Source organism: Bacillus sp. FSL W7-1346 (genome assembly GCF_038593335.1).
GTDB lineage: Bacteria > Bacillota > Bacilli > Bacillales > Bacillaceae > Bacillus > Bacillus altitudinis.
Window position 1 is genome coordinate 2,918,102 of sequence record NZ_CP151988.1, and the last position, 13,365, is coordinate 2,931,466.

Here is a 13,365-nt window from a genome sequence, read left to right on the forward strand (position 1 = left end):
TTCTTCAGTATAGCGATATCGCTCTCTATAAGTCTAGTTTTTCAAAAAACAGCGTTTTTTCCCAAATAAAAAATACCCGCTGGTGGCGAGTATTTTGAGTATCCCTTTTTTATTCAGCTTGTTCATAGATGGAAAGAGCCGCCTGTAACCCGGCGCCACAATTGATGGCTGCGCCATATTTCATCAAGATGGCTTCAAGGCCAGCTAAAACAAATAGAATATTTTCCTTTCGGCAGCTATAGCCCATTGAGCCAATTCTCCATATCCGTCCTGCAAGCGGCCCAAATGAACTCGCAATTTCAATTCCAAAATGATGAAGAAGATCAGCCCGGACCGCTTCTCCGTCGATATCACTTGGAATGACGATACACGTCACGACCGGCATTTTGCAGTCTGGATCACCAAATAATTCAAGCCCCATCGCTTCAAGTCCTGCCATTAAAGCCTTTTCATGAAACAAGTGGCGCTGAAAACGTTCCTCCAGACCTTCCTCTAGCACAAGTCGAACCCCTTCTCTCAGTGCATAAAGCATCGTTGTCGCTTCTGTATGATGATTTAGCCGCCTCGGGCTCCAATAATCTTGCAGCTGGCTTAGATCAAAGTAATTGCTTTTGATTGGAGAAATGTCTACCTGTTTTTGCAGTTCGTCCTGTGTTGCAATCCCTTTTTCGACTTTCTTTCTCAATTGTACGACGTCTGCCACTCGTTCATTATATGTGATCGGTGACATCCCTGATGGAACAGACAAGCATTTCTGCGAGCCCCCAATTGCCGCATCGATTTTCCATTCGTCTACCTTGACCTCGACTCCACCAATTGTCGCCACAGCGTCTACAATAAAAAGCGCATCAAGCGCTCGGCATGCTTCACCAATTTTCTCAAGCGGCTGTAATCTTCCGGTAGATGTTTCACCATGAACCATCGCAACAATTTTCGGCTTGACTTGATGCATCTCTACGATGATGTCGTCTTGCTTAAAAACCGTTCCCCATTCACATTCCATTGTATGTACCTCAGCACCATAGCGCTGTCCAATTTCAATCAGCAAATGACCGAAGCGTCCAAAGACCGGAACGAGCATCACATCTCCGGGCTCGATCACACTGGCAAGCACAGCTTCAAGTCCTGAGCGGGACGTCCCATCAATTGGATAAGCCCATTCATTTTCTGTTTGAAAAAGTGATCGTAATAAGGTCATCGTTTCGTTCATGATCTCTGTAAATGCAGGATCAAATTGACCAAGAATTGGTGTACTCATCACTCGAAGGACTCTCGGATCTACTTCGACAGGTCCTGGTGTCATAATGGTTCTAGTAGGTGTGTGTAGTTCTTTCACGTTATCCATCCTCTCCCTTGCTGTGTCCATCCTTATATGCCCACTTATACAGCAATGCTGATAAAATAGCAATCTCTTTTCTTACGAATTGATTACATAAAATTTACGATAAATCCATTTATTTCTTTATGGCAATATGATAGAACTAAAGAGTATACATTCCCTATGAAGGAGGAAATAGAATGAAAAGATCTTTATTTGGAACTGTGGCCGCCGGAATCATGATTTTCGGTACATTTGCCGCTCCGCTGCCTCCCGCTGCAAATGCTCAAGGCTTTACTCTGAATGAACCGAGTCAAACCATCACCTTTTCCCCGTTACAGCTACAAACCGAAACATCTGCTCAACATGCCAAAACAACCGCTTCAAGTCAAATTGATTCCTATTACCAATCTGCTGCTGGCAAATCTGGGCCTGCTCTTAAGAAAGCATTACACGATATTATTGATGATCATACGCAGCTATCCTACAGCCAGGTTTGGGATGCATTAAAGAAAACGGATGAAGATCCAAAAAATCCAAGCAATGTGCTCTTGCTCTATAGCGGTATCTCCAGGTCTAAGCAAGCAAATGGAGGAAACGTGGGACAGTGGAACCGGGAGCATGTGTGGGCTAAATCTCACGGCAATTTTGGGACGAGCCAGGGACCTGGTACAGATCTCCATCACCTTCGGGCAACAGACGTACAAACGAATAGCACACGAGGAAATTTAGATTTTGATATAGGCGGAAATGAATACAAGGGAGCGCCGGGTAACTTCTACGACAGCGACTCATTTGAACCTCATAGCCGGGTGAAAGGAGATGTAGCAAGAATGCTCTTTTATATGGCCGTCCGATATGAAGGTGATGACCGTTTCCCAGATTTAGAATTGAACAACAAAGTGAATAATGGAAGCGCCCCTCTTCACGGCAAAATGTCTGTCCTATTGAAATGGCACAAGCAAGATCCAGTCGATCAAATCGAACGGAATCGTAACGAAATCATCTATCAAACGTACCAGCACAATCGCAATCCTTTCATTGATCACCCTGAATGGGTAAGCGATATTTGGGAATAAAAAAGAGAGGCACTGCTATGAGCAAGCAGTGCCTCTTTCCATTAATATCTCTAAAAAAGAGGATCATACAACATCAAACACACTTCTCATCTTATAAAGATTCTGATCATTATGTTATGTTTATTCCCCCAATTTACTAATAATAATTCTTTCTACATTGCGATCTAAACAGAAAAATTCTATTTTGATATCATGCTTTGAATCCTTATAGCCTAAAATTTCATATCCCTGATCGTCATTTCTACGATAATAATTTTCACCTAAATAATCATAGATATCTTTTTTAGTTGAATGAATATTTATTGTGTTGTTTATATTACTTTGATTATTTTCTAAAGAGATTGCCACTATTTCTTTTCTATTATTCACTTTAAAATAATTTGAATTTGAAGTTTTAATCCACTCGTTTTCACTATAGTTTCTCTTTATTAATCCCAACTTCAATTCTCCCACCTTTAATTCAGTAAGATTTGTACTTTTTACTTTAAGAAAAGAGATGTGGTTTTTAAGTGGTTGAATGAAGAACAAGCCAATGATGATGATGAAAATAAAGATGATATATATGATAATTTTTTTCATATCAGTTCCTTCCATAAATGATGATATAATGAAACAATATAACATAAATATCATATTTAAATTTACATATAAATATTTAAGAAAAATCTAATCTAATAAAAAAACACCTTGCATAAGGTGTTTTTTTACTTTAGCGGACAGACGAGACAATAATCAAGGCTCTCTGATTTTTTCTCAAGCTTATAATACATACAGCAAGTCTTTCGATTTGATGTGTCTAGCAAACTTTCATCTAAATTTAAGCTGTGCTGGAAAGGATTTTGCTTCGCTCCGAAAAGATCACCCGACGCCTTCTTCAGAAACAAATAATCCTCCCGTATGCGCTCTTTCATTTTAGGCTCTTCCGTTTCTCGCATCATGCTACGGTAAAGAGAATTGATACGTACCGCTACATTTTCCCATAAAATTGAATACGGAAGTCTTGAAGTACGTTTCAATACATCTAAAAGAGGTGTGACACACTGCGTAAATAGCGTGCGGACGACCTGCTCTCTCCACTCATGACGATCTCCTTCTAACTGAACAAAAGAACAGAGCGTTTCATCTAGCTCAATTTTACGATCTTCTCTAAAGACACACGCCTCTGGTGAAAACCGATAGACAGCATCATACATCGTCATCAAGTACAAAGTAGAACTAACAACTAAATAGGCATAGCGCTTTGAAAACATGGATGCCGCCACTGCTATATTCGGGGCATGCATCGCTTCCTTTTCAGCTTCTAATAAACGTCTGATAGATGCTTCTGAAAAAAGCGCAGCAAGTGTGCGATCAGATGTCATTGGTCCATTTGTGATGTGTACCCCGAAATCAAGTAATTCTCTCTCAACCCACTCTGGCCTCATATCAAAACCCCCATCTTTCGTTTAGCGATTTCGCTGTTGATATAACAAATAAATAAAGAACGGTGCACCAATTGCCGCCGTAAAAACGCCTGCCGGAACATCTAACGGAAGAAAAGCCGTTCTCGCAACTAAATCTGCCAGCATCACGAGAATACTTCCAACAAGCGCAGATGCTGGAACAAGCGCAATAAAGGAACGACCGATGATCATCCTTGCCACATGTGGCGCCATCAGTCCAACAAATTCAATACCACCTGCGAATGCAACGGCAATACCGGCTAATGTCACACTCATCAGTAGAAAGAATAACCGCTTCGCCTGAACCTTGACTCCGAGACCTGTTGCAAGATCATCTCCAAGCTCCTTCACATTCATCGTTCTTGCCAGCACCATGACAATCGGTAAAATCATCAATACCCAAGGAAGCATTGCGATGACGTCCTTCATTGTAGAACCATATAAACTGCCCGTCAGCCAGATGTATGACTTGGTCGTGGTCATCGTATCGCTGAGCACAAGAGTAAACGTCACACACGCCTTCATAATGGCAGAAATCCCAATCCCCATCAAGACGAGCGTGATCGGCTTGACGCCTTTTTTCCATGAAAGCAAATAAATCAGGCATGATACCGCAAAAGCGCCTGCAATGGCCCACAACGACTGATAAGCAATAGGCACAGTGCCCATCCAAAAGACGATGAACATAATGGCGCCAAACGACGCACCGCTCGTAATTCCTATGATGTCAGGCGATGCAAGCGGATTTCGAATGAGACCTTGTAAAATAAGCCCCGATACCGCAAGTGCCGCTCCCACTAAAACCGCAAGCAGGGTCCTTGGAATCCTCAACGTATTTAATACAAACGTATTTCCCTCGCCTTGTCCGAAGATATGCAGCAGCACATCCGTAGGCGGAATAAACCGGCTGCCCATACAAAGGCTCAGAATAAATAAACCAAAGGCAATACCTGTCAATAATAGTAAAATTAAAAACGTCCGCTTTGAAAATTGAAATGAAATGCGCCCGCCCTTTGAACGCACTGTATATGTTTTAGCCACCTGTCTTCAACCCCTTGCGCACGAGATAAACAAATAGAGGCGCTCCAGCTACCGCCGTCATGACACCAATCGGTACTTCCTGCGGCATGATCAGAAAACGAGCGGCAAGATCTGCGACAAGTAAAAGCGACGCCCCTACAACGGCACAATACGGCAGTACCCAGCGGTGGTCAGGTCCAACAAGCTTTTTCACAATATGCGGCACAAGAAAACCAACAAATCCAATGGATCCTGCGACAGCGACGGAACCACCTGCTAAAAAGACAACAAGTACCCCCATCGTCATCTTCAAAAGAAGCGTACGCTGGCCAAGCCCTTTCGCAATATCATCACCCGATAAAAGGACATTGATCGAGCGGCCAAGAAGCAGCGCCACCACAGTCGCCCCTAGAATATAAGGCAGCACAGGCAGCAGCATATCTATACTTCTTCCTGACACTGAACCAGCCATCCAGAACAGGATGCTTTGAATGGACTGTTCATTGACGATTAAAAGTCCTTGAGTAAAGGACGCAAACAGAGCAGATATCGCAGCACCTGCGAGTACAATTTTGACCGGTGTCAGTCCGTCTCTTCCAATGGAGCCTAGAAGAAAGACGAGCATACCTGCAATGGCAGCGCCTAAAAAGGCCGTCCACATATAACCTGTTAACGACTCGGTAGAAAAGAAAACAATCGAAATCACAATAAAAAAGAGTCCACCTGCATTAATACCTAAAAGATCTGGTGCAGCCAGCGGATTCCTCGTCAATGCCTGCATGAGTGCACCTGAAATCGCTAGACTTGATCCAACAACCGTCGCAATTAAAGCTCTTGATAATCTGGATGTCATGACAATGACACTGTTTGGATCTGACTCATCAAACTGAAGAAACGCATGGATGGTGGCTTTGAGGGAAATTGAGGTTTGCCCAAGAGAAATACTGAGCATAAAAAAGACCAACATCAATACGATGAATCCAGCAAATAGCAGTGCCTTGCTCGAATCCTTTTTTAATAAACTTCTCATCTGATTCCCGCTTTCAATCTGTTATGGAAAAAGGAGAAAATGGTTTTTCACATTTTCTCCTCTGCTACACTTATTTATCAAGCCCTAGACGATCATAAATATCATCAAGCATCATGTTTGCAGCGGTGATACCGCCAGCCATGTTCCAAGTGATTTCATCGACTTTATGCACTTGTTTCGCTTTCACTGCGTCAAGCTGCTTCCATAAAGGATGACTTGTCCACTCTTTATATGCTTTTTCAACTGCTTTATCCTGATCATCCATGAAGTAATAGATCACATCTGCATCCATTTGTGGAATGCTCTCTTTGTCTGTAAGTGTAATGATATCTTGCTTTTTATCTTTGACATTTTTAGGACCTTCAAAGCCTAGCTCTGTTAAAATTGAACCTGCAAACCCAGTTTGATAGATTCTTGCATGATCTGCACGGAAGTTCACCACAGACACACTCATTGGCCAGTTTTTAATGTCTTTCTTTGCTTTTTCTTTGAAGTCAGCGACACGGTCATCCCACTTCGTCAGCAATTCTTTTGATTTGTCTTGCTTGTTTAACGCTTCACCCATTAAATTCACTGTGTCTTTAAAAGTGAACACTGTTTCTGTTGCAACAGTTGGAGCGATTTCTTTCAGCTGATCAAAAATTTGCTCGTGACGGATTTTTGATGCAATGATCAAATCTGGCTTCAGCTTTTCAATTTCTTCTAAGTTTGGTTGTGTTTCCTGCCCAACAATTTTGACACCCTTTAAATCATCTCTTAAATATTTATACGTAGGTGCTTCAAGCCAAGATTCTACAACACCCACTGGTTTAATGCCCATAGCGACGGCTGCATCCGTTGCTCCTTGATACAACGTCACCACACGTTTAGGCGATCCTTTAATTTCAGTTGAACCGATAGCGCTTTCAACGGTTCTTGTTTTCTCATTACTATCTGACTTGCCTTCACTGCTATTACTGCCACAAGCCGCAAGTAATACGATGGAGAGCACAACTAATAGCGACCAAAAAGATTTTTTGAACATGTACCTCACCTATCCATTCTATATGTAGTCACATCGTTTGATAACGATTCTCATTATCACACTATGATTTTATCATAGAAAAGGATGGTGTCAATGTAAATTTTTAAGAAAAAGGTAGAGTGTTGACTAGTTGTTCAGGTTAATTGGAACTTTTCCACATTTGGATTGTATGCCCAATCTTTTTTCCCGATTCTAGTAAAATGGACAAATGAGTATGGTTTTCTATCACTTGGTAAACAGATTGATTTTTCACCTGCTGATTTGGAAGCGCCAGATACGGATGAAATTTGTCTACGTCGTATAACTCATCCTCGCTTCCAACAAACATGCCATAAGGCTGGTCCAGCCTTGCAAATTGTTTTTGAGGTGCAGATGGCGTTAAGGCAAGAGCCATATTGATGGTGATGCCTGTTAAAAGAAGTGGATCTTGTGCAATTACCCATGCTGGGTAGTGAAATCGTACAGCTTCTGAATGCCCCATCAGCCTTCCTTTTGTCATCGCAGATAGCACAAATTTCCAAACTTGAACTGTGGCAAAAGGGACTTGATTAGACTTCGCTGTGTCAGATTTGTAGCCAAATTCAGGAGCAATAAAAAAGTAACCGTCTACTTTTCTTTTTTCACCCCAAGATAGATATTGAAGCAGCAATCCAGCTCCAGAGGAATGACCACAAAGATAAAGTGCTCCTTCGTGCTGCTGTTTGATGACATCCACAACTTGCGAAATATCTTGCCATACGTCAGTGACTTTGGGTGTATCTCCCTTTTTTCCTCCAGAATGTCCGTGACCTCTCAAATCCAGCAAAAACACATTCACGTGAAAATCATGTTGCAATGTATAGGCAATATGCTCATAACCAGCCAAGCTGTGAGCGCCTCCGCCATGAATGATGATCACATTGGTCTGCGTGTTTGTTTCTGATAAAAACGGATAATAAGCAAGACGTATGCCGTCATGTGATTGAATGAACTGTCTTTCTGGAATAGCTACAGGAGCTACTTCCTGCATACTTGTAAATGAGAACGGTTCTGTTTCGTTCATAATTAACTTTTGATCCTCCAATTAGAAACGAGAATGACTAGAGCATTGCTGGCCATTCTCATGTTCGCATCCTATTTTGTCATATCCCTCAAAGGGAAAGTCTCGCTCTCAATAATAGCGACAATTTGTTTTAACGCTTGGTTCGCTTCGGGAATAGGGAAGACAGGAAAGACGTGATTCATTTTTGGGTATTCGATATAGTTGATGGGAACACCCTGCTTGTCTGCCATCTCTTTGAATTTCCGGGCATCTGGGAGAAAGAATTCATGAGTGCCAATAAAAACAGAAATTCGTCCTAACGATTTGATTTCTCCATAGATCGGGCTGATCAAATGATGTGTTTCATCTGTATCACCTGCATAGGTTTTGCCCGACTCGATCAGTAAATCTAGGTTGAGCATTGGCTCTTTTGGAACCATTTTAGCGATATCAGGATGACTTAATGTCACATCAAGCCATGGTGATAATAGAATCATGTTTCCAGGCTGCGGGAGACCTTTTTTTGCTAAGTATTGAGCAAAGGCGAGCGATAAACCGCCGCCAGCAGAATCACCCATGATGACGATTTTTTCTGGTGTTCCTTTTTCTAAAAGAGCTTGGTAAACTGGGAGAACACTCTCGATTGCATCCATATACTGATGATTCGGTGCTTTTGGATAAACTGGCACATACACCGTACTATTTAATTGCTTCGTCAATCGATCCAAGAAACGCCAATGCCATACGAGCGGCTGCTCAATATAGCCTCCTCCATGTAAAAATAGCACCTGATGATCATCTGGCTGCACATCTGATTTCAACATGTACGTATCGACTGAAAACATGCTGCTTTTGGTGATGTGATATTTCTTTTTCAACTTCTCAGGCAGCACATAAGGTAATTGATTCGCCATTCTTCGTTCTTCTAAATACCCCTCAACATTTAGTTTCTTCTTTGTAAGTACAAGTAACCATTCAACAAACAAACTTTGAATACTTCGCATACGATCGACCCCTATAGATAGAATGATGACAATCAATGTCTAGGAAAAGAATGGTTTCTCTTTTTCTAAAGCATAACATAAGAACTTGTGAATCCGTTAACTGCTTTGGACAGAATACTTTTTCTATACATCTATTCATTTATGAACACCTGTCTATTTATATTATATTTTCTAGATACATCATCATCAATTGTCAATCTTTCAATCATTGTTCATTAATCAACACATATTCAAAAACTGTTCATTTAAACACAAAAAAGACGAGTATTGACCACTCGTCCCAGATTGTTGACAAAGGGCTAAAATGAACTTGATTTTAGCCCTTTGTCTTCTTTTCAGCGTGATAGAAAACCTTTGCAGCCCTAGGAAGGACGAGCACCAGAGCAGAGCGAATTTGACATTCGTGAGCACCGGAGCGCAGGACTGACACCGAATGCGGGGGTTTGTCTACACGCTGAGACGAGTGTTGACCACTCGTCCTTCTTCTTCCTTACTTCACTTCCTCATGCTCTTGAGCAGCATCTCTTTTGCTCGCAATAAAGAGTGCACAGGTCATTGCAAGTATGGCCAGCGCCCACCAGAACGTCGATACCGCCTCTTCATGATCAATGATAATCAAACGGATGACCGCTGTGATCCCTATATAAATAAAATAGCGAAGCGGAAAATGAAAGTTGGATTTAAAGTATTTAATAATTAAGGCGATAAATTCAAAATACATAAAGAAGATCAGCAGCTCGCCAAGCATTCCATAATAGCTTTCTCCTTTGTTAAACAATGTTTTATAGACGAATTGCACGATGTACCATGTTTCACTAATTAAGAGTACGCTTAGCGCAATCGCTAGAAAGAACAGGCAGATATTCAGAAGGGCTTGCAGAAGATCAGGTACCTTTTGGAAATTGTTGAATCGTTTCATCAGATTGTTTCCCCATTCCATGATGTTGTTTTTGCTCTCTACATTTTGGTGTTCCAAAATCGCAGTACGATGTAGTAGGTATCGTGTTTTTCTACACTTTCAAACTGTCCATGCATTCGGGACATCATCCGCTTGATGCTTCGTTCCCCGAGTCCATTGCTTTCCGGTATGATGTCTGTCTTTTTTATCGCATTGCTCACATGGATTTCAAAGACATCTTGGTCGGATAAAAAAGTGATCTGAATGTCCTTTTCAGGATCTGCGTATTTACGTAAGTTAGACATCACATTATCAAATACTCTGCCAAGCTCCTCGACATTCACATTAATATAGCTATCCGGCATTTCGCCTACAATATGGACCGTGAAATTCTCCTGATGCAGCAGGGCGACCTGATCTGATAGAAGATCATAAATCACTTCTTTCACTGCAACGGTTTCAAGCTCTGACTCGTGCTCTTTATCTAGCAGGAAATAGGCAAATAGATTGTCAGACAGATTCTTTAATTGCAGGGCTTTTCCATACGCACTCGCTATATACTTCTCCTTGCGGGTATCCGCTAGAGCCTCCTCTTTTTTGGCAAATTCCAGATTCATGATGAGTGATGTCAGCGGGGTCCTCATATCATGCGACATTTCGGTCACCAAGCTGCGGCTCTCTTCCTGCAGATCATCAATAGCCTGAAGCTTGTCCAAAAAGGCTGTTCTTAAATCCTCAATGCTCTTTGCAATCATGGCCAATTCATCATGCCCCTTCACTGTCATCTCATAATCGAGCTCACCGCCTTCAAGAATATGAATCTCTTCACGGATCGTTTGCAAGTAACGTAGGCTTCGGCGAATGCCAACAAGCACAATCAGGAGAAAAATGAGTGTTGCACCAAGCAGTTCTAGTGTAAAGGCGAGATCGTGATATCGAGAGGAGTAAAACCCGTCTACCATAACCCTACCTTCTCCGTCGCTAAATTGAACCGGGTAAGAATGACGCTTTGCGTAGTCGGTCACCTTTTCTTTTCCATAGGCCGATTCATCAGCGACAGAGTAAATCGAGTCATATTGAAGCACTTCATCCTTGTAAACAGTGAGATTAATATAATCTTCTTTTTTCACCCACTCACCGAATGCTTTTCGATCCGTTGAAGTCAGCTCATGTTCTGAAACGTAGCGGCTGAATGTTTGAATGTATCTAGCAGATTCTTCCTTATAGTACTCATCCGAACTTAAATATCCTTCAATCAGGTGATCGGTGATCTTTTGCAGTGTCAAAAAGACAACACCACTTACGATAGCAGCGACCAAAATGAGCAGTGACAGCTTTTTGGTCAGCGTATATTTACGATGTGCCAAACCGGTATCCTCTCCCCCATTCTGTTTTGATATACACGGGACGAGCCGGGTCATCTTCAATTTTGGCACGCAGCTTTCGGATATGCACCATGACCGTATTGTTTGAACAATAAAAATAAGGCTGGCCCCACACGCTTTCATAAATATTTTGAGCAGAAAATATTTTGTTTCGTTTGTTCATGAGCAGTTTTAATATCCGATATTCTAAATCAGATAACTTGATTTGCTGCCCATTTTTCCACACTTCATTAAATTCCTCACTCACCTTCAGGCTACCGCCAACTAAATAGGTTTCTTCCTGTTCCTTTTTTTCCTGATAGATGGTATATCTGCGCAATTGCGCCATGACCCTAGCGTGAAGCTCCTCTTCTGAAAAAGGTTTTGTCATATAATCATCTCCGCCAGCGAGTAATCCTTCGGTTTTATCCAATGTACTTGATCTGGCTGTCAGAAATAAAATGGGAACGTTTGAGGAGGCTCTTATTTGCTGGCACGTTTCTATACCGGAGATACCTGGCATCATGACATCCAAAATCACCAAATCAAGCGAATCATCTACAACATACAATGCCTGCTTGCCATTCATGGCTCTCAACACCTCATACCCTGTACGTGTCAGAGATTCCTGCAACAGGTCACTAATATCCTGATCATCCTCTACAACTAATATTCGATGGGTCATATCTCTCTCACCTCATCCTCCATGACTTCATTCTTATATGTTATTACTATATATCATCTAGCTATGTGAAAAGATACACCATAAATCTTAAGTGTTTATGAATATGATCAATTGCCATCAAGTTGTCACATTTATTTTCAAAAAATTGGATCTTCATAAATGATTAAGAATTGACCTGTATATTGATTCATTGAAGGATCTATCTTTAGATCCAATACATGAAAAGGAGCATTAATATGAATGTAAGCAAGGTAGAACACGGACAACCAATGAGTCTTAAAGAACGGGTGCATTTCTTGGACATCGTACGAGGATTCGCCTTAATGGGGATTATTTTGGTCAACTATTTTTTGATTGTGGATTCGGTCAAGGGATTTGAGATGGAGTCTAATGATGTATTTCACCACATTGTGAATTGGTTTGCCTCGGGGAAATTCATTACGTTATTTTCTTTTCTATTCGGGGTTGGTTTTATGATATTTATGGATCGAGCTACTCAGAAGGTGGATAGTCCGAACAAGCTGTTTGCTCGCAGATTAACCATTCTCTTAGGGATTGGTCTTCTGCATGTCACGTTTGTATGGATTGGTGATATTTTGACCTATTATGCTGTCGCGGGCTTTTTATTGCTTTTCTTTTACAAACGCACAGCCAGAACCATCCTGTACTGGCTGATCACACTCTTTGTGATTCAATTGCTCACGCCTCTTTTCACAATGCTGCTCAATACCATCAGTACAGGATCATCAGGCAAGCCAGACTTTGCCGATTTTGAATTAATCAGCCACAACAGTCTGACTTATTTAGCATCTATTGGTGACCGGTGGGCAGATATGGTGACAATGGCTTCCAGTTCATTTTTCACTGTCTATTCTATGTTCTTCATGTTTTTACTTGGTGTGTATTTTGTGAAAATGGAGTTTTTCAAAAACATGGAGGCGAAAAAAGCAATTTGGAATCGCATTTGGATCATTTGTACAATCGCTTTTCTCATCACCCAAGGCAGTACGATCATTACGGCGGTCAATCCTTTTGAAAATACACTCTGGGTTAACATGGCCACTGCCCTTGAACAAAACGGAGGATTAACTGGCAGTATGTTCTATATGAGTACACTCGCAATGCTATTTCTACACGTTCCTCAGCTGCGAGGTGCTTTGATGGTCTTTACAAAAGTCGGACGGATGTCACTAACCTGTTATTTGCTTCACTCGATCATTGGAACCTTGCTATTTCTAAAGTATGGAGCGGGTCTTGTCGATCATCTTCAGCCGGCTGGTACGTTCTTCATGGCTATTGGCGTGTATGTCTTCCTTGTGCTTTTCAGTACGTTTTGGTTAAAGCGGTTTAAGTATGGACCGATGGAATATATTTGGCGGCAGCTGACGTATGGAAAGGTAAAACAAATTTCTAAAGCATTTACAGTACATTCATCCTCAATTAAAAAATAGTCTCGCAAATAATAAAAAACCGATCATCC

At 41.5% G+C, this 13,365-nt stretch carries 13 protein-coding genes; 2 read left to right on the plus strand and 11 right to left on the minus strand.

All coding sequences use genetic code 11. The annotated features are described in order from the left end of the window. Positions 1 to 109 precede the first annotated feature (109 nt). The gene (locus NST09_RS15185; protein ID WP_029575456.1) at positions 110 to 1,345 is read right to left on the minus strand and encodes an alanine--glyoxylate aminotransferase family protein; all 1,236 of its coding nucleotides are present in this window, start codon (positions 1,343 to 1,345) and stop codon (positions 110 to 112) included. Positions 1,346 to 1,518: 173 nt separating this feature from the next. Here NST09_RS15185 and NST09_RS15190 point away from each other — a divergent pair, with 173 nt between their 5' ends. Next, positions 1,519 to 2,397 carry an endonuclease gene (locus NST09_RS15190; protein ID WP_017367997.1) on the plus strand — a complete coding sequence of 293 codons (879 nt, stop codon included), beginning with the start codon at positions 1,519 to 1,521 and terminating at the stop codon, positions 2,395 to 2,397. A 120-nt stretch (positions 2,398 to 2,517) separates the two neighbouring features. On the opposite strand, the gene NST09_RS15195 is transcribed toward NST09_RS15190, so the two are convergent. The 10 genes from NST09_RS15195 to NST09_RS15240 all read right to left on the minus strand — a co-directional run bounded on the left by NST09_RS15195 (position 2,518) and on the right by NST09_RS15240 (position 11,885). After that, the gene (locus NST09_RS15195; RefSeq protein WP_025207927.1) at positions 2,518 to 2,976 is read right to left on the minus strand and encodes a hypothetical protein; all 459 of its coding nucleotides are present in this window, start codon (positions 2,974 to 2,976) and stop codon (positions 2,518 to 2,520) included. Positions 2,977 to 3,101: 125 nt separating this feature from the next. Then, complete coding sequence (locus NST09_RS15200; RefSeq protein ID WP_136944527.1) at positions 3,102 to 3,821, minus strand: IucA/IucC family C-terminal-domain containing protein; 720 nt, start codon at positions 3,819 to 3,821, stop codon at positions 3,102 to 3,104. 21 nt (positions 3,822 to 3,842) lie between these two features. Continuing rightward, a complete protein-coding gene (locus NST09_RS15205) occupies positions 3,843 to 4,880 on the minus strand; it encodes an iron ABC transporter permease (RefSeq protein ID WP_035389316.1) in 1,038 nt (345 codons plus the stop codon). Beyond that, complete coding sequence (locus tag NST09_RS15210; RefSeq protein WP_007500383.1) at positions 4,873 to 5,889, minus strand: iron ABC transporter permease; 1,017 nt, start codon at positions 5,887 to 5,889, stop codon at positions 4,873 to 4,875. Before NST09_RS15210 ends, NST09_RS15205 begins: the two co-directional genes overlap by 8 nt. 70 nt (positions 5,890 to 5,959) lie before the next feature. Further along, complete coding sequence (locus tag NST09_RS15215; RefSeq protein WP_007500381.1) at positions 5,960 to 6,913, minus strand: iron-siderophore ABC transporter substrate-binding protein; 954 nt, start codon at positions 6,911 to 6,913, stop codon at positions 5,960 to 5,962. 139 nt (positions 6,914 to 7,052) lie between these two features. Then, on the minus strand, positions 7,053 to 7,955 hold the full coding sequence (locus tag NST09_RS15220; RefSeq protein WP_116306163.1) for an alpha/beta fold hydrolase: 903 nt from the start codon (positions 7,953 to 7,955) through the stop codon (positions 7,053 to 7,055). 71 nt (positions 7,956 to 8,026) lie between these two features. Continuing rightward, positions 8,027 to 8,938, minus strand: coding sequence for an alpha/beta hydrolase (locus NST09_RS15225; RefSeq protein WP_116306166.1), 912 nt, complete (start codon positions 8,936 to 8,938; stop codon positions 8,027 to 8,029). Positions 8,939 to 9,428: 490 nt separating this feature from the next. Further along, positions 9,429 to 9,857: a phosphate-starvation-inducible protein PsiE gene (psiE, locus tag NST09_RS15230; RefSeq protein WP_041091858.1), complete on the minus strand. Its 429-nt coding sequence runs from the start codon at positions 9,855 to 9,857 to the stop codon at positions 9,429 to 9,431. Positions 9,858 to 9,895: 38 nt separating this feature from the next. Then, positions 9,896 to 11,203 (minus strand): HAMP domain-containing sensor histidine kinase, encoded by a 1,308-nt coding sequence (locus NST09_RS15235; protein WP_135226253.1) that lies wholly within the window; start codon positions 11,201 to 11,203, stop codon positions 9,896 to 9,898. Further along, positions 11,190 to 11,885, minus strand: coding sequence for a response regulator transcription factor (locus NST09_RS15240; RefSeq protein WP_008347003.1), 696 nt, complete (start codon positions 11,883 to 11,885; stop codon positions 11,190 to 11,192). The genes NST09_RS15235 and NST09_RS15240 overlap by 14 nt, the downstream gene beginning before the upstream one ends. A 236-nt stretch (positions 11,886 to 12,121) precedes the next feature. On the opposite strand from NST09_RS15240, the gene NST09_RS15245 reads away from it, so the two are divergent. Beyond that, entirely contained in the window at positions 12,122 to 13,336 is a 1,215-nt protein-coding gene (locus tag NST09_RS15245; protein WP_116306172.1) for a DUF418 domain-containing protein, read from the plus strand. The last annotated feature ends 29 nt before the right edge of the window (positions 13,337 to 13,365 follow it).